Below are 17,271 nucleotides of genomic sequence, written 5' to 3' on the forward strand. Positions count from 1 at the left end.
AGTATTTAAAATGCCTAGAAGAAGATTACTTCTTACCGTCCATTTTATCTTTAAGTGCTTGTAAGGCATCATTAGCATCACCTAGTGTAGGTTTAGCCTCTGCTGCTTGAGCCTCTGCTTTTTTAGCAGCTGCTTTTACATTAGCAATTTCCTCTTCTTTAAAGATAGCTGTATGAGAAGCTACTACTCTTTTGAACTCTTTATTGAACTCAATGATTTTGAAATCTACAGTTTCTCCTTTTTTGAGTTTACCACCATCTTCTTTTTCTAAGTGACGAGAAGGTACAAAAGCAACGATATCTTCATTAAACTCTATTGTAGCTCCTTTATCAACGATCTCAGAAATTGCAGCAGTATGTGTAGTTCCTAAAGCAAATTCAGTTTCGTATTTGTCCCAAGGATTATCTGTAGTTTGCTTATGACCTAAAGATAATTTACGCCCTTCAACGTCAAGTTCTAATACAACTACATCTAACTTATCTCCTACGTTACAGAACTCACTTGGATGTTTAATCTTCTTAGTCCAAGATAAGTCTGAGATATAGATTAATCCGTCAATACCTTCTTCTAATTCAACAAACACACCAAAGTTTGTAAAGTTACGTACAACACCTGTATGTTTAGAGCCTACAGGATATTTAGTTGTAATATCTGTCCATGGATCTGGAGTCAATTGTTTAATACCAAGTGACATTTTACGATCTTCTCTATCTAAAGTTAAAATTTCAGCTTCAATTTCATCTCCAACAGAAACGAAATCTTGAGCAGAGCGTAAATGAGTTGACCAAGACATTTCACTTACATGAACTAATCCTTCTACACCTTCTTCTACTTCAACAAATGCACCATAATCTGCAATAACAACAACTTTACCTTTAACTTTATCACCAACTTTTACAGTTTCGCCTAAAGCTTCCCAAGGATGCTTGCTTAATTGTTTAAGACCTAACTGAATTCTAGACTTATCTTCATCAAAGTCTAAGATTACCACGTTAAGTTTCTGATCTAATTCAACAATTTCATTTGGATGATTAATTCTAGACCAAGAAAGATCTGTGATATGAATTAATCCGTCAACACCACCAAGATCAATGAATACTCCGTAAGATGTGATGTTCTTAACTGTACCTTCTAATACTTGGCCCTTTTCTAATTGACCAATAATTTCTTTTTTCTGTTCTTCAATATCTGCTTCAATAAGCGCTTTATGAGACACAACTATATTTTTGAATTCGTGGTTGATTTTAACAACTTTAAATTCCATAGTTTTATTTACATATTGATCGTAATCTCTAATAGGCTTAACATCAATTTGAGAACCTGGTAAGAATGCTTCAATACCAAATACATCTACGATCATACCACCTTTAGTTCTGCACTTAACAAAACCATTTACGATTTCACCAGTATCATGCGCATTATTAACACGATCCCAAGCTTTTATCACTCTTGCTTTTCTGTGTGATAATACCAATTGACCTGTAGCGTCTTCACGTACATCGATTAATACTTCTACTTTATCTCCAACTTTTAAGTTTGGATTGTAGCGGAACTCATTAAGAGAAATTACACCTTCAGATTTGGCATTAATGTCAATAATTGCATCGCGATCAGTAATATGAATAACTTCTCCTTCAACAACTTCATCATCTAATGTATCAACAAAGTTTTCTGCTACTAATTTTTCAAACTCCTCGAGTTGCTTATCATCAACTTGGTCGATTCCTTCTTCGTAATTATGCCAGTTGAAATCTTTTAAGAATTTCTCTGGATTTGCTTGCGATTCAGATACTTTTGGAGTTTCTGCTGTTTGTGTAGTTTCAACAGCTGTAGCCTCAGTAGTTGCTACTTCAGCTTTTTTTGTTTCTTTTTCAGACATGTCTGAATATTAATTTGTATTCTGTATGTTTAGAAAGATTTATGCGAAATAACACACAGAAGCGTTATTGTTTGTTTAAAATAGTCCTTTTTGTCTTTCAATATTCGCCAAAAGGAGCGCAAAAATACAATTTATCAGTCAATAAAACAAACAAAAACTAACTTATTGACACTGTTCTATTTGTATGAATCTAAAATGTTAAAAAATGCTCTAAAAACTATTGAATATTTGGCACATTAATTGGTATCTTTACATTAGTATTAACACTTAATTTAAAATTAAATATTATGGTAAGAGCAAAATACCAAGGCGTATTAGACTTAGGAGAGCAATTAAACATCCAAGATGGAGACGTAAAAGAAGAAAATGGTGTATTAAAGGTATGGGGAACAGCAAATACACAATATGAAAAAGACTTATTATGGGATAGCATAAAAGCTGCTGGTGGAGAAAACCCTGAAGATATAATGGCAGACATAAAAGTAGCAGATACTTCAGTATACCACAGACACACTGTAAAAAGTGGCGAAACCCTTGGCAAAATTGCTAAACATTATTACGGCAACCCGTCTAAGTATCAGGCAATTTTTCAAGCCAATTCTGATATTTTAAAGAATCCAGATTTAATTTATCCTGATCAAGAATTAATCATTCCTAATTTGTAAAAAATTACTGAAATAAAAAAAGCGACTAATAGTCGCTTTTTTTATTAATGGGAAAAGCATTTTAGTTGCATTGTTTGATTTTATCTTCAGCTAATTGTAGCACATATTCAAATTGTTCGTCAAGTCCCATATCTGAATTATCTATTTCTATGGCATCATCTGCCATTGTTAATGGTGAATCTGCTCTAGTCGTATCAATATGATCACGTGTTTGTACATTTTTTAAAACGGCATTATAATCTACATTATCGCCACGTTCAATCAATTCTAGATAACGACGGTGTGCGCGTTTTTCAGCTGAAGCTGTCATAAATAATTTTAGTTCTGCTTTTGGAAAAACCACAGTACCAATATCACGACCATCCATTACAACACCTTTGTGCTTACCAAATTTTTGTTGTTGCCTTACCAGTTGCTCTCTTACTTCTGAAATTGTAGCTATCTGACTTACAAATTGTGATACCTCTAAGGTTCTAATTTGTTTTTCAACGTTTTGACCATTAAGGTATACTTCTGCAAAACCCAAATCTTCATTGAATTTAAAATCAATTTCTATGCCTTCTAACTGTTCTATAAGCTGAGCTTTGTTAACTAACTCAGAATTTATCAATTCGTTTTGCATTGCGTAAAGTGTAACTGCTCGATACATTGCTCCAGAATCTACGTATACATAACCCAATCGTTTTGCTAAGCGCTTTGCAACTGTGCTTTTTCCTGTTGAAGAAAAACCATCTATAGCTATGGTAATTTTATGATTCATCGTAAATCGATTTGCAAACCAAAGAAACTTGTATTTGATGCACTTGAGTATCTGGCATGTGAATAACTAAACCGCATTTTGTTAAGCTTGACTCCTATTCCAAATGACAACCCAGAAAAATTGCGTTGTTCTTCAATACGTAATTCTTCTGCTCTTCTAAAATTATAACCCATGCGTATACTAAATCCTCGTTCAGGAAACAATTCTGCACCAATAATTGTATGTCGTAATACCTCACTTAAAAACCCTACTTCTTCTTGAGTTTGGTTACCATCAAGATCTGTAGTAGCTCTAGCTGGGTTTGATACTGCAATAGGCCATCTTTGAAGGTTTTCAAATGTTAAATGCCATCGCAAAGGTACATTTTCTAGCGTTTGAGACAAACCTAAATCTATTTCTAATGGTAACTTTTCATTAAGACCTGCATAAGTGACTATTTGTGTTCCAATATTTCTTATGGTCAAAGCAGCATGAAAATCTAAACGTTCATTGATATACATGGCGCCAAGATCTGCAGCTATACCTATTGAGTTGTACTGTTCTAATTTAGATGTAATGATTTTTGCATTTGCTCCAATGTAGAAATCGGTAAAAGGAATTTGGTAAGCATATCCAGCAGATAAAGCAGCTTCATTTCCTGTAAAGGTTCCAGTAGATACTCCATTTTGATCATATCCATCGAATTCGCCATAATTTATATAGGTCATTCCGATATGCAAAGTTTGAACATGCCTGTCCCATGTATATGCATATGCAGCTGTACCATAACTAATACCACCGAGATAACTAGAATAGTTGACGGCAAGCTGATTATCCATTTGATCGTTAATGCTTGCTGGATTGAAAAGACCTCCAGTCACATCATAATCATAGTTAGTGATGATTTTTCCACCTAATGCAGCTTGTCTTGGTGAGGATACCAAATTTAAAAACTGAAAAGTAGCTTCACCTCCTACTTGGGCAAAACTAAAGACAGTCATTAGCAGACAACAATACGTGGTAATCTTCTTTAACATATAAGTTTGCAAAGTAAATAAATCTATCTTAAAACGAGTAGTTGTCTATTTTATTTTTTAGTAAAGCTGTTTTCTATTGCAACCGGAGCTTTTGCCCTGGTTTAATGAGATTACTTTGCAAACCATTCAATGCTTTTATTTTCTCAACTGAAGTGTTATTGCGTTTTGCAATGCTGTATAAAGTATCTCCTTTAGCAACTGTCCAGACTGATATGTCATTACTATCAAGTGAATCAAAGTTTTTAACCCTTAATTTTTGATTGATTTTTATAAGTGTGGTATTTAAATTATTAACCAATTTAAGTTGACCTATAGTGGTTTGATATTTCTTTGAAAGTGCATAAAGTGTTTCATTCTTTTTCACTATATGAAAATCTGAATCAGTAACATCGTCTTTCTCTGGCTTTGATAACACTTCAATCACATTTTCAGATTTGGCATTTACACTTTTATGTAGTTTAGGAGGAATAAAGTAAACCGAGTCTAAAACCTTATTATCTGCTAACTTGTTTTTTGAGGTTTTTGATTTTGATGCAACTGTATCAGTAAGGGTTACCTCTCCAGTATTCACATTAAGTTTAGCAGGTTTATCATTTAATAATACGTCTTTAAAGTCATTGGCTTGGGCTACAGCATCAAAACATGAAACTGTAGCCATCAATAGGATCAATGTAACTTTAAAGTGCTTTAGCATTTTTAACTTTCTGGTTAGTTAGTGCTAATTTTAAGACATCACTCATCTCTTTCACATAATGAAATTTCAATCCTTTTAAGTATTCAGGTTTAATTTCATCAATATCTCTTTTATTATCCTCACACAATAAAATCTCTTTAATCTTAGCACGCTTTGCTGCTAGAATTTTTTCTTTAATACCACCTACAGGTAATACTTTTCCTCTCAAAGTGATCTCTCCTGTCATAGCAAGACTGCTTTTTACTTTGCGTTGTGTAAACAAAGATACTAAAGATGTTAACATCGTTACACCTGCACTAGGGCCATCCTTTGGTGTAGCACCTTCAGGTACATGGATGTGCACGTTATAGTTATTAAATACTTCTGGATTAATACCAAACTCGTCTGCATTAGCTTTAATATATTCCATAGCAATAGTAGCAGACTCCTTCATTACTTTACCTAAATTACCAGTAATTGTCAGGTTTCCTTTTCCTTTAGATAAAATAGATTCAATAAAGAGAATATCGCCTCCTACTCTAGTCCAAGCCAATCCAGTAACGACACCAGCAACATTGTTATTTTCATATTTATCACGTTCTAATCTAGGCGCTCCCAATACTTCAACGACATCTTCATTTGTTACTTTAAGGTTGTAAGTCTCTTCCATAGCAATATTTTTAGCTGCATGACGTACCATTTTTGCTATTTGTTTTTCTAAACCACGAACACCAGATTCTCTTGTATAACCTTCAACTATTTTTTCAAGTTGCGGCTTCGCTATTTTTAAATGCTTATCAGTTAGACCATGCTCTTTGAGTTGCTTAGGCAGTAAATGGCGTTTGCCAATTTCTACTTTCTCTTCTATGGTATAACCTGTTACATTAATAATTTCCATACGATCTCTCAATGCTGGCTGTATGGTATTTAGACTATTAGAAGTCGCAATAAACATCACTTTAGATAAATCAAATCCCATTTCTAGGAAATTATCATAAAACTCACTATTCTGTTCAGGGTCTAAAACTTCCAACAATGCTGAAGACGGATCACCTTGGTTAGAATTTGAAAGCTTATCGATTTCATCTAAAACAAATACTGGATTAGAAGTACCTGCTTTTTTCAAGCTTTGAATAATTCGACCAGGCATGGCGCCTATATATGTTTTTCGGTGTCCACGAATTTCAGCTTCGTCACGCAAACCACCAAGCGACATACGCACATACTCTCTTCCTAAAGCCTCAGCTATAGATTTTCCTAAAGATGTTTTACCAACACCAGGAGGACCATATAAACAAAGAATTGGCGATTTCATATCGTTTCGTAGTTTTAGAACTGCGAGATATTCAATAATCCTCTTTTTTACATCATCTAAACCATAATGATCACGATCTAAAATTTGCATCGCGCGTTTTAAATCAAATTTATCTTCACTGAACTCATTCCAAGGTAAATCTAAAAACAGATCTAAATAATTCCGCTGAATAGAATATTCGGCAACTTGTGGATTCATGCGTTGCATTTTTGATAACTCTTTATCAAAATGATCAGCAACTGTATCATCCCACTTTTTGTCTTTTGCACGCTGACGCATTTCTTCTATTTCTTCTCCAGAAGATACGCCACCACCGAGTTCCTCTTGGATGGTTTTCATTTGCTGGTGCAAGAAGTACTCGCGTTGCTGTTGATTCATATCACTTTGAACCTTAGATTGAATATCGTTCTTTAGCTCCAGTTTTTGAAATTCGATATTCATATACTTCAAGGTCGCTAAAGCACGTTCCTTTAAATCATTGATCTCTAACAACTCTTGTTTTTCCTTTACAGAGAGGTTCATATTAGAAGAAACAAAATTTACCAAAAACGAATTACTTTCAATGTTTTTGATTGCAAATGATGCTTCAGTAGGAATATTAGGACTGTCTTTAATAATTTGCAGAGACAAATCTTTAATAGATTCGATAATAGCAGAGAACTCTTCATTATCTATAGCTGGTTTTGCTTCAGGCACGTCCTTAACTGTAGCAGTTAAATAAGGGGCTTCTGAAACTACTTCTTGAATCTCAAAGCGTTTCTTTCCTTGAATAATAATGGTAGTATTACCATCAGGCATTTTTAATACTTTCAGAATACGAGCTACGGTACCCTTTTTGAAAATATCTTTTCCCGTTGGATCTTCAACATTTTCATCTTTTTGCGAAACAACACCTATCACTTTACTACCTTTATTAGCATCGTTAATTAACGTAATAGATTTATCTCTACCTGCAGTAATTGGTATCACAACTCCAGGAAACAAAACCGTGTTACGCAATGGTAAGATTGGTAACGAATCTGGTAAGAGTTCGTTGTTTATTTCTGCCTCATCCTCAGGTGTCATTAAAGGAATTAATTCTGAATTTTCATCAAAATCCTGAAATGACAAACTGTCAAGCTTTAAAAAATTAGACTTCGCCATATTATTTTTTTGGTCATTCTGTCATTAAAATTACAGAACACTATATTTATATTTATTAAAAAAAATTAACTTACTACTTGATTTATAGCTGTTTAACAAGCAACAGTAATTATATATCTTTATATAAATTCAATAGTTATGCCATTACACAATTTCATTATCAAAACTTTTTTGGGTAAAAGTGTAACATTAGTGGTTCATGACCATCTTTATAATAAAGCATTTGTTTTTTGTCACTAACCCATCAAAACATAGAGCAGTTAATACAGCTTTGTAAAACAGGCAACCAAAATGCACAAATGGAAGTCTATAATAGATATTACATAGCAATGTATAATACAGCATTTAGAATTGTAAAAGACAGTTTTGAAGCTGAAGACATCATGCAAGATTCATTTTTAACCGCTTTTACAAAACTGAATGATCTTAAAGAGATTAAAACTTTTGGTTCGTGGTTAAAACGAATTGTTATTAACAACAGTATTTATCAGTATAAAAAAAATGGCAAATATCATGTAATACCATTAGATGATGTACTTTATAAAGTAGAAGACTTATCTGATAAAAACGAAACTTATGAGCTTTCTAGGCTTAAGGCACACCAAGTTATAGATACAATTAAGTTACTTAAAGATAATTACCAAATGGGATTAACCTTACATTTAATCGAAGGATATGATTATGAGGAAATTTGTGAAATCATGAACATATCTAAAGCAAATTGTAGAACACTAATTTCGCGTGCTAAAGAAAGTTTGCGACAAAAACTTAAGCCTTTGGCTTGTTAATACTATCACTTATGGAAAAAGATACTATTGATACACTTTTTGAAAGACTGGACAGTCAATTTGATATCCACATGCCACATAAAGGACATGAAGATCGATTCTTTAGTAAATTAAAGCATATAGACCGAGAAGTTCACAAATCGTCACGTCCAGCAATACGCTTTTGGAAACCATTATTAGCAGCTGCCGCATCAATTATTTTATGCATAGCAATATATATCGTTTTGCCTGAAGAACCAGAATTAATGGATTTAGCTAACGTATCTCAAGAGTTATCACAAACTCAAGATTTTTTCACAGCAGCAATCCAAGAAGAATTATCAAAATTAGAGCAAGAGCGTACACCTGAGACTAACAAATTAATAGAGGGTGCATTACAACAGTTAAGTATTTTGGAAACAGACTATGAATCATTAAAAAAAGATCTTGCACAAAGTGGTGATGATAAACGCGTTATTTATGCAATGATCACAAATTTCCAGAATAGAATCAACGTTCTAGAAACAGTTTTAGATAAAGTTGAAATGGTAAAACAAATTAAAACAAAATATAACGTACTTTAATTAAATTAATGGCAATTTATTTGTCAGTAGAGATCAAAAACTACATATTATGAAAACAAAATTACTATACAGATTTGTTCTAATTACACTAGTTATTCCTTCTTTAGCGCTAGGTAAAACTGCCACTGGCTGGTCAGGGAAACATAGTAAACAAAAAACGGTTAATAAAGAATTTGCTGTTTCAAAAAATGCAACACTTAAAGTAGATAATAGTTTTGGAAATATTGATATTGTAACTTACGATGGTTCTAAAGTATTAATTGAGGTGAACATTAAAACAAATGGTAATGACCTTGAAAAGGTAGAAAGTAAACTCAATCAAATTGAAATCAAATTTTCAGCATCCCCAGATTGGGTTGCTGCTGAAACTCTAGTTGGGAAAAAGAATTCTAACTCATGGTGGAGCTGGGGCAAAAAAAAGAAAGTGAACATAGAGATTAACTACATCATTAAGTTGCCAGTTACCAATAATGTTAATTTAAATAATGATTATGGCAGTATAAATTTAGATACATTAGAAGGCAAAGCAGAAATTAATTGTGATTATGGAAAAATTACAACCAAAGAACTAATGGCCGATAATAATATTATAAATTTTGATTACACTAATCATAGTTATTTCGAATATATAAAAAGTGGTAAGATTAATGCAGATTATAGTAGTTTTACCGTTGCCAAAGCTAAATCTTTAGACTTGGTAACCGATTATTCAGACTCTAAAATAGAAGTTGCAGAAAACATTACTTACAACTGTGATTATGGATCAATGAATGTAATGAATGTAAACAATATTAATGGTAGTGCTGATAATTTAACTCTTAGACTTGGATCAGTCTATAAAAATGTAGATATTAAAGCAGATTACGGTACAATTAAGATTGATCAAATGACCGCAAATGCTGGAAATATTAATATCAAATCGGACTATACAGGAATCACTATAGGATATAATGCTTCATATCATTTTAATTTTGAAATCGGTTTAGATAATGGCACACTGAGGAATCATGATGGCTTCCAGTTTTCTATTCAAAATGTAAATCATTCAGATAAATTTTATAAAGGCTACTATGGTAGTGCTAATAGTTCAAATTTAGTTAGAATAAAATCGGATTATGGAAACATAAGTTTCAAAAAACATTAACAATCAATTAAAAACAAAAAAAAATGAAAACGTCAGCTTTATTAACCGCATTGTTACTTTGTGTAACATTTAGCTTTGCAGGAAACAAAAAAATCAAGGGCAATGGTAAAGTAATTACAATTACAAGAACCACATCAGATTATGATGGCATTAAATGTTCTGGTTCTTTTGATTATGTATTAGTATCAGGTTCTGAAGGAAAAATCACTGTTGAGGGTGAGGAGAATTTATTAGAATATATTGTCACTGAAGTCAAAGATAATAATCTAATTGTAAAAGTTAAAAACCATACCAACATAAGAACCAGCAATGGAAAGACCATAAAAATTACAATTCCATTCAAAGATATAGAAAAAGTGACCTTATCTGGATCTGGTGATCTATGGAATGAAGATGTTATCACTGCAACAGACCTAGAAGTGGCTCTAGCTGGATCTGGAGATATCAATTTAGATGTTCAAGCATCTAACACTATAGCAAAAGTTGCTGGATCTGGTGATTTGACAATTAAAGGCAATACAAATCAACTTGAAGCAAAAGTTGCCGGATCTGGTGATTTTGACGGGTTTGATCTGCAATCTAACCATACTGTGGTAGCTGTAGCTGGATCTGGTGATGCAAAGGTTGTTAGTAAAGAAAGTTTAAAAGCTAGAGTAGCTGGATCTGGTGATATTAAGTATAAAGGTAATCCTAAAATACAAGACACAAAAGTTTCTGGATCAGGTAGTATAAATAACTAATCAAATATGTTAACAAACGTCACATTAGCTTAACTGCTAATAATGTGACGTTTGCTTTGTGCTACTTATTATTGTTTTGTGTAAATAAAAGTCAAATCTTGAGATGTAGTAACCGAAGCATCATCAATATTAAACGCAATGAATCCCTGCGGAATAAATGTTGATATTTGATTACCTTCTAAGGTCCAAACCGATTCAATATCTAATTCATCAACAATAGTTATTTGACTTCCATTTTGTGACCAAGTAAAACTTGTATTCTCATCTTCTAAAATACAATCAACACTATAAATATAGGTGTCTGATGAACCAACTTCTATTTCAAATAAAACATCAGCATAAGACGTACTCATGATTACACCAGTATTATTAGCGTTAAAAACAATGGTTTCATTATTATAACATTCAAATTCTGCTAATAGATCTGTACTTTCAACACCATCATTATTGATGTCAACTGGTTCTTCAGAAATCCATGAGGTAGCTAACCATGTACCAACAATGTCTTCATCTGATTGGTTATTCATGGTACAATCTCCTAAATCATCTATTTCAGATTGAGTACCTCCATCATTACCACATTGTACTATAAGGTTTTCTAAAGCGTCTCTATATGCATTACATAATTCTGTGTAATTCTCATCTGTTGCGTTATCGAAAGCAGCTTGAGCTACACTTACTGCACTATTAGCTGCTGCACAATCATCGGATTGATTATCTAAGGTACAATCTCCTAAATCATCTATTTGAGCTTGTAAGCTACCATCAGGATCTCCACAAGCTTGTATTTGCGATTGTAAAGCTGATCGAAAAGCGGTACATATCTGTGTATAATTCTCATCGTTTGCTTCTAAAAACGCAAGTGCAGCTTGTACTACATTTCCGGTAGCAATTTCGCATGAGAGTTCTACTTCATTAATAAACTCTCCTTCAAGTGGTTCATCTTCGCATGTAAATGCTGTTAATAAAACAAATAACGAAAATAGAATTGTTATTTTTTTCATAGCAAAAGTATAATTGGGTTTATGCAAACATACTAATTTATATTTATTCTTTAATAAGTTTACTATTATACAAAAAAACCAGAGGTATGAGCTCTGGTTCAAATTATCCGTCGTGTCTAAATTTATTCTACTCTTTGCCAGACCGAAGTAGCTTCAATCATTGTATTAGTATCAAAACCGTTATCTTCATTAAGCTGTTCAGAATCTTGAAAGAAAGTCAAGGTTTGTCCATCTGCACTCAATTGAAAGTCTGCGTCTTGATTAATATCTAGATCTCCTGTTTGCATGCCATCAACTTCAAAGTCTAAAAACGAACCGTCAATAGTCATCACATTCCCGTTTGTCACATATGTACCTTCACCAGATACGCCGTTATATTCATCTAAATAACTATCATTAACTTCTCCATTGACTGTGGTTGTAGATTCTAGTACATAATCACCAGATACTGTATAAACTGTTTCCGTAAATACCAAAGTATAATCTGAACTAACCATTTCAGAAGTAAAGTCAAGTACAAAATCTTGGCCTTCAAAACTTGTTATCGATGTAAGGTCAACATCAAACTCTATGAGAGTCCATGTGCCAACTAGAAGTGGATTGAAATCTTGCAGGTCAAAATCTTCATTTATAAACTCTCCCTCTAGAGGTTCGTCCTCACAAGTAAATGCAGTTAACAAAACAAATAGTGAAAACAAAAAGCTTAATTTTTTCATGGTAATTGTGATTTAGTTTAAACAAACATACTAATTTAAAGTTAGTTAGTTCGTTTATTCATTTTCTTTTGGTATTCTAAATAACAAAATAATTCCAACCAAGAAAAATACAAATAAGAACAGAATAGCATTTCGCATACTACCTGTAATCTGGTCAATGGTAGCAAAGATTCCCATCCCAATGACAATACCAATTTTTTCTGCAACATCATAGAAACTAAAATATGACGTAGTATCATCGGTTTCAGGCAAAAATTTAGAATATGTTGATCTGGCTAAAGATTGAATACCTCCCATAACCAATCCAACTAAGGAAGCTGCAATATAAAATTGCAGAGGTGTTTTCATAAAGTAAGCATATACACAGAGAGACATCCATATTATGTTTATGATTATCAACGTTTTTATGTTACCAAATTTTGATGATGCACGTGAAGTTAAAACGGCTCCTACAATTGCTACAAGCTGAATCACTAAAATACTAACAATCAATCCCTGTGTTTTGGCATCTGAGCTTCCCCAAGTAATTTCTTCTTCTCCAAAATAAACAGCTATTAACATAATGGTTTGCACAGCCATACTAAATACAAAGAAAGCTGCTAGATAACGTTTTAACCTCAAGTTTTGCTTTAACTGCTTCCAGACTAATTTCAATTCTTTTAAACCATTAAAAATGACATCTTTAGTCACTTTATGTCCTTTTGAAGTTCCTTTTGGCAACCAATAAAATGTATACTGGCTGAAGACTATCCACCATAGGCCTACTGTTATAAATGAAATTTTCATTGCTTCAAATGAAGCACTGTTTTTTGCTTTCTCTATGGCTTCTTGAATTTGTATTTCAGTGCCAGTTTCTCTTAAGTTTTCAGATATGCTAATATCAAAACCAAACCAATCTGGTTTCATGACCATAGCTAAGTTTATTAGTAACAAAATCACACTACCAAAATAGCCCATACTATAGCCTTTTGCACTAATACGGTCTTGTTGTTCTGGAAACGCTATATCTGGCAAATAAGAATTATAAAATACTAAACTTCCCCAATACCCAATTAAGCCCATGAAATAGAACAATAGACTCAAGTGTATCTGCTCTAAACTAAACCAATATAGACCTATACAACCAATTCCACCAACGTAACAAAAGAATCTCATAAAATTCTTCTTATTTCCAATATAATCTGCAATTCCAGAAAGGATTGGTGACATTATAGAAACTACCAAAAATGTAAAAGCAGTAACATAAGTAATTAGTGCTGTACTTTTAAATTCAAAACCAAAAGCTGATACTACTTTATTGGTTTGAGAAATAAATAATGCTGAATAAAAAATTGGAAATATCGAAGAGGCAATAGTTAACGTGTATACCGAATTTGCCCAGTCGTAAAAAGCCCAAGCATTAAGGAGTTTTTTACTGCCTTTCTCTAAGTTTGCCATAATATCTAATTAAAAAAGCCGCCTTTGATTAGGCAGCTTCTAAATTACTATATTTTTTAATCTTTACAATTAAAAGTTTCCTAAAGGTCTAAAGGAAGTTATTCCAAACTTTTTAGCTTCTGCTTTAGCTCCTGGTGCCCAGTTTTGTAAATTTGTTATACGTGTGTCATTTGAAGGATGCGTACTTAAAAACTCTGGTGGAGCTTGCCCACCACTATTCGCTTTCATACGTTTCCATAGTTCTGCAGCTTCATCTGGATTGTAACCAGCTATCGCCATTAATGTTAAACCGATATTATCTGCTTCGGTTTCATGACTTCTACTGAATGGTAACATACCTCCTACAGTTGACACAATACCAAATGCTTGATTATATATCCCAAGGTTTTCATCGTTTTGAAGTGCAATATTTCCTCCTATAGCTATACCTTGCTGAATATAAGCTGCACTCATACGCTGTTGCCCATGATTGGCTAAAGCATGAGCCACCTCGTGACCCATAATTGCTGCAATTCCAGTTTCATTTTGTGCTATAGGCAAAATCCCAGTGTAGAATACAATTTTCCCACCAGGCATACACCATGCATTGACCGTTTTATCATTAACTAAGTTATACTCCCACTGGTAATCGTCTAGATAACCTTGATTCCCATTGGCATTTAACCAACGTTCTGCTGCTACAGCTATACGTTGCCCTACACGTTTGATCATTTCAGCATCAGAAGTTCCAGTAACGACTTTGTTTTCACTTAAAAACTGATCGTATTGCGCAAATGCTGAAGGAAATAGTTTGTCATTAGAAACAAATGCCATGGTTTTCTTTCCTGTGAATGGGTTTGTAGCACATGATAAGAACATAAGTAATGTTCCTAGCACTACTATAGTGTTTTTGAATTTCATTGTTAATGGGTTTAAATATTATAAGCTAAATTTACAAAAATCGTTCCGTATATTTTGACACATATACATATAATATTGTCACATTTATATGTGAAATTATAATATTGATTTGCTTGATCTACTATTTGCCTATAAAATGTAACTCAGAAAAATCCTTGTCTATATTGATATTAGAATACTGATCAACATTCAATCGTTTGATATCTATCACTTCATTGTCGACTTGAATTTCTTTAACTTCAAAAGGTAAGCCCAAAATTTTCAAATTGAAGGTATTATACTTTGTTGTGTATTTTCCTTCTTTATGCTGTTGAATAATGAGTTCGTTTGTTTTTCCTGTTAATTTGAATGTTCTTAAGCTATAACGTCCTTTAGTATAATCATAACCATCTTCGGCATCGTCATATAATGTGGAATAATCTTTTCCTTCTTTATAATAAACATCAAGTTTTACCTCATCTATTTGCAATTCATCAACATACTGTTGAATTGGATATTTAGGAATGATCGCACCTTCTTTTACAAATATTGGCATACTATCTATATCAGCATCTACCCACATTTCCTTTCCTCCTTTTATGCGTTCATTAGTCCAATAGTTATACCAATACCCTCTTGGTATGTACATACGTCTTCCTCTAGCATTTGGCTCTATGACAGGGCAGACTAATATTTTATCACCAAAAATGAATTCATCTGTTCTGTAGTGTGTATGCACATCGTCTTGATCATATAGCACTAATGACTTAAGTATTGGAGTACCTTGGTCGATATGATGCCAAAATGCGGTATATAGATATGGCAATAACTGATATCGAATTTCAATAAACTTTCTTACTATGTCTGTAACATCTTCATCAAAAGCCCATGGCTCTTGATCGCCATGATCACCTGAAGAGTGTACACGACAAAATGGGTGAAATACACCAAGCTGAATCCATCTCGTAAATAACTCCCCTTGTGGCTGTTCCGCAAAACCTCCAATATCACTACCTGCAAAACTAAACCCAGACATTGCCATGCGTTGAGCCTGTACATTTGCAATCCATAAGTGTTCCCATGTGGCAACATTATCTCCTGTCCATGTTGATGTATAACGTTGTGTTCCAGAATATGCGGCTCTAGTTATTACAAAAGGTCGTTTTGGGTATGCATATTTCTTAAGTCCTTGATAGGTGGCGCGAGCCATTTGCATACCATATATATTATGTGCCTTTCTATGACTGCAATAATTACCATCATAATTATGTCGTACATCATCGGGAAATGTCTTATTTGGAACTTCCATTACGGCTGGTTCATTCATATCATTCCAAACACCTTTAACTCCGATGTCTTCAATAAGTTCTTTGAAAAGTCCAGACCACCATTCTCTAACTTCAGGATTGGTAAAATCAGGAAAGTAACATTCGCCAGGCCAAACCTTACCTTTCATGTATGGACCATCTGCTCTTTTACAGAAATAATCATTCTCAAGCGCTTCTTTAAATACAGAATAGTCATTATCTATTTTAATACCAGGATCAATAATAGCTACTGTTTTAAAGCCATCATCAGCTAATTCTTTGACCATTCGCTTTGGATCTGGAAAATACTCTTTATTCCATGTGAAACATCTAAAACCATCCATATAATCAATATCTAAATATATTGCATCACATGGAATCTTTAGTTTTCTGAATGTTGATGTGATTTCTTTTACTTTACTTTCTGGATAATAACTCCATTTACATTGATGGTAACCCAAAGCCCAAATTGGTGGTAATTGATGTGGCTTTCCAGTAAGATCTGTATAACTTTCAATCACGTCTTGCATTTGTGGTCCATAAATGAAATAATAGTTCATTTCACCGCCATCTGCCCAAAAACTAGTTACGTTACGACGTTCATGAGAAAAGTCGAAAAAACTCCTAAATGTATTATCGAAAAATATTCCGTAAGCCTTTTTATTATGTAAGCCAGTATAAAATGGGATGGCTTTGTAAATAGGATCTGTATCTTTACCATATGCATAAGAATCTGTTACCCAATTCTGATAGCGTTTCCCCTTTAAATTCAAATGACTAGGCTTATCACCTAACCCATAGTAACTTTCGCCATCATTAGATACCTTACTCATTTTTACAATATTACCGCCATATTGATAGCTTTCTTCCCAATGAAATCCTGATTCGTCTTCATTAATTAGCGCTTTATCTTTTGCATCGTAAAGTGCTACTCGTAAATTTTGTTTCGATATTTTACAGATCAGTTTAGATGTTGTGATAGAATAGTAGGTTTCATCTTCTTCGATAGATAAGTGATTATATCCTGTACTTGCATACTTTGTTATTGCGTATGAAAAATCATTATCAAAAGTACCTGTAGTTGTATACCTAAAGCGCAATACACTATCTCTTAATACAGTGAGCTGCAATACAACATCATTATCTGTAGAAAAATATAAAGTATCAACATCTTTTTTGAAAGCAATAATTTTTGATGGAAAAAGATTTCCTTTTTGTTCTAATTCGGTATTTATAATCATA

The 17,271-nt window shown here is 33.2% G+C and carries 15 protein-coding genes; 5 read left to right on the forward strand and 10 right to left on the reverse strand.

All coding sequences use genetic code 11. The annotated features are described in order from the left end of the window. Positions 1–25: 25 nt before the first annotated feature. Positions 26–1,879 (reverse strand): 30S ribosomal protein S1, encoded by a 1,854-nt coding sequence (gene rpsA, locus Q0876_RS13415; protein ID WP_299228723.1) that lies wholly within the window; start codon positions 1,877–1,879, stop codon positions 26–28. A gap of 287 nt (positions 1,880–2,166) precedes the next feature. Between rpsA and Q0876_RS13420 the strand changes: the two genes are divergently transcribed. Continuing rightward, positions 2,167–2,544 (forward strand): LysM peptidoglycan-binding domain-containing protein, encoded by a 378-nt coding sequence (locus tag Q0876_RS13420; RefSeq protein WP_299228725.1) that lies wholly within the window; start codon positions 2,167–2,169, stop codon positions 2,542–2,544. Between the two features lie 61 nt (positions 2,545–2,605). Here the strand turns inward: Q0876_RS13420 and cmk are convergent, their stop codons facing one another. From cmk to lon, 4 genes are all read right to left on the reverse strand, one after another. After that, a complete protein-coding gene (cmk, locus tag Q0876_RS13425; protein ID WP_299228727.1) occupies positions 2,606–3,304 on the reverse strand; it encodes a (d)CMP kinase in 699 nt (232 codons plus the stop codon). Next, positions 3,301–4,320 carry a type IX secretion system protein PorQ gene (gene porQ / locus Q0876_RS13430; RefSeq protein ID WP_299228729.1) on the reverse strand — a complete coding sequence of 340 codons (1,020 nt, stop codon included), beginning with the start codon at positions 4,318–4,320 and terminating at the stop codon, positions 3,301–3,303. Before porQ ends, cmk begins: the two co-directional genes overlap by 4 nt. Before the next feature lie 73 nt (positions 4,321–4,393). Then, entirely contained in the window at positions 4,394–5,014 is a 621-nt protein-coding gene (locus tag Q0876_RS13435) for a LysM peptidoglycan-binding domain-containing protein (protein WP_299228731.1), read from the reverse strand. Next, on the reverse strand, positions 4,998–7,451 hold the full coding sequence (gene lon / locus Q0876_RS13440; RefSeq protein WP_299228733.1) for an endopeptidase La: 2,454 nt from the start codon (positions 7,449–7,451) through the stop codon (positions 4,998–5,000). Before lon ends, Q0876_RS13435 begins: the two co-directional genes overlap by 17 nt. 230 nt (positions 7,452–7,681) lie before the next feature. Between lon and Q0876_RS13445 the strand changes: the two genes are divergently transcribed. From Q0876_RS13445 to Q0876_RS13460, 4 genes are read left to right on the forward strand one after another with little or no spacing between them, the layout of a single operon-like run. Then, a complete protein-coding gene (locus Q0876_RS13445; RefSeq protein ID WP_299228735.1) occupies positions 7,682–8,239 on the forward strand; it encodes an RNA polymerase sigma factor in 558 nt (185 codons plus the stop codon). An 11-nt stretch (positions 8,240–8,250) separates the two neighbouring features. Then, positions 8,251–8,802: a hypothetical protein gene (locus tag Q0876_RS13450; RefSeq protein WP_299228737.1), complete on the forward strand. Its 552-nt coding sequence runs from the start codon at positions 8,251–8,253 to the stop codon at positions 8,800–8,802. Between the two features lie 49 nt (positions 8,803–8,851). Then, positions 8,852–9,946, forward strand: coding sequence for a hypothetical protein (locus tag Q0876_RS13455; RefSeq protein ID WP_299228739.1), 1,095 nt, complete (start codon positions 8,852–8,854; stop codon positions 9,944–9,946). 23 nt (positions 9,947–9,969) lie between these two features. Further along, a complete protein-coding gene (locus Q0876_RS13460; RefSeq protein WP_299228741.1) occupies positions 9,970–10,686 on the forward strand; it encodes a head GIN domain-containing protein in 717 nt (238 codons plus the stop codon). Between the two features lie 68 nt (positions 10,687–10,754). On the opposite strand, the gene Q0876_RS13465 is transcribed toward Q0876_RS13460, so the two are convergent. From Q0876_RS13465 to Q0876_RS13485, 5 genes are all read right to left on the reverse strand, one after another. After that, positions 10,755–11,690 carry a lipocalin family protein gene (locus tag Q0876_RS13465; protein WP_299228742.1) on the reverse strand — a complete coding sequence of 312 codons (936 nt, stop codon included), beginning with the start codon at positions 11,688–11,690 and terminating at the stop codon, positions 10,755–10,757. Between the two features lie 122 nt (positions 11,691–11,812). After that, positions 11,813–12,406 carry a hypothetical protein gene (locus tag Q0876_RS13470; protein WP_299228743.1) on the reverse strand — a complete coding sequence of 198 codons (594 nt, stop codon included), beginning with the start codon at positions 12,404–12,406 and terminating at the stop codon, positions 11,813–11,815. 54 nt (positions 12,407–12,460) lie between these two features. Further along, positions 12,461–13,843: an MFS transporter gene (locus Q0876_RS13475; RefSeq protein ID WP_299228744.1), complete on the reverse strand. Its 1,383-nt coding sequence runs from the start codon at positions 13,841–13,843 to the stop codon at positions 12,461–12,463. 69 nt (positions 13,844–13,912) lie between these two features. Continuing rightward, on the reverse strand, positions 13,913–14,743 hold the full coding sequence (locus Q0876_RS13480; protein WP_299228745.1) for a M48 family metallopeptidase: 831 nt from the start codon (positions 14,741–14,743) through the stop codon (positions 13,913–13,915). A 121-nt stretch (positions 14,744–14,864) separates the two neighbouring features. Continuing rightward, positions 14,865–17,270, reverse strand: coding sequence for a glycoside hydrolase family 31 protein (locus tag Q0876_RS13485; protein ID WP_299228746.1), 2,406 nt, complete (start codon positions 17,268–17,270; stop codon positions 14,865–14,867). Position 17,271: the final 1 nt, after the last annotated feature.

The organism is uncultured Psychroserpens sp. (genome assembly GCF_947503375.1).
In the GTDB taxonomy this organism is placed as follows: domain Bacteria; phylum Bacteroidota; class Bacteroidia; order Flavobacteriales; family Flavobacteriaceae; genus Psychroserpens.

Coding starts and splice junctions, on each gene's coding strand:
- Q0876_RS13435 (WP_299228731.1), bottom strand. CDS start 5,014: ATGCTAAAGCACTTTAAAGTTACATTGATCCTATTGATGGCTACAGTT.
- rpsA (WP_299228723.1), bottom strand. CDS start 1,879: ATGTCTGAAAAAGAAACAAAAAAAGCTGAAGTAGCAACTACTGAGGCT.
- Q0876_RS13485 (WP_299228746.1), bottom strand. CDS start 17,270: ATGATTATAAATACCGAATTAGAACAAAAAGGAAATCTTTTTCCATCA.
- cmk (WP_299228727.1), bottom strand. CDS start 3,304: ATGAATCATAAAATTACCATAGCTATAGATGGTTTTTCTTCAACAGGA.
- Q0876_RS13465 (WP_299228742.1), bottom strand. CDS start 11,690: ATGAAAAAAATAACAATTCTATTTTCGTTATTTGTTTTATTAACAGCA.
- Q0876_RS13475 (WP_299228744.1), bottom strand. CDS start 13,843: ATGGCAAACTTAGAGAAAGGCAGTAAAAAACTCCTTAATGCTTGGGCT.
- Q0876_RS13480 (WP_299228745.1), bottom strand. CDS start 14,743: ATGAAATTCAAAAACACTATAGTAGTGCTAGGAACATTACTTATGTTC.
- Q0876_RS13455 (WP_299228739.1), top strand. CDS start 8,852: ATGAAAACAAAATTACTATACAGATTTGTTCTAATTACACTAGTTATT.
- lon (WP_299228733.1), bottom strand. CDS start 7,451: ATGGCGAAGTCTAATTTTTTAAAGCTTGACAGTTTGTCATTTCAGGAT.
- Q0876_RS13470 (WP_299228743.1), bottom strand. CDS start 12,406: ATGAAAAAATTAAGCTTTTTGTTTTCACTATTTGTTTTGTTAACTGCA.
- Q0876_RS13450 (WP_299228737.1), top strand. CDS start 8,251: ATGGAAAAAGATACTATTGATACACTTTTTGAAAGACTGGACAGTCAA.
- Q0876_RS13460 (WP_299228741.1), top strand. CDS start 9,970: ATGAAAACGTCAGCTTTATTAACCGCATTGTTACTTTGTGTAACATTT.
- Q0876_RS13420 (WP_299228725.1), top strand. CDS start 2,167: ATGGTAAGAGCAAAATACCAAGGCGTATTAGACTTAGGAGAGCAATTA.
- porQ (WP_299228729.1), bottom strand. CDS start 4,320: ATGTTAAAGAAGATTACCACGTATTGTTGTCTGCTAATGACTGTCTTT.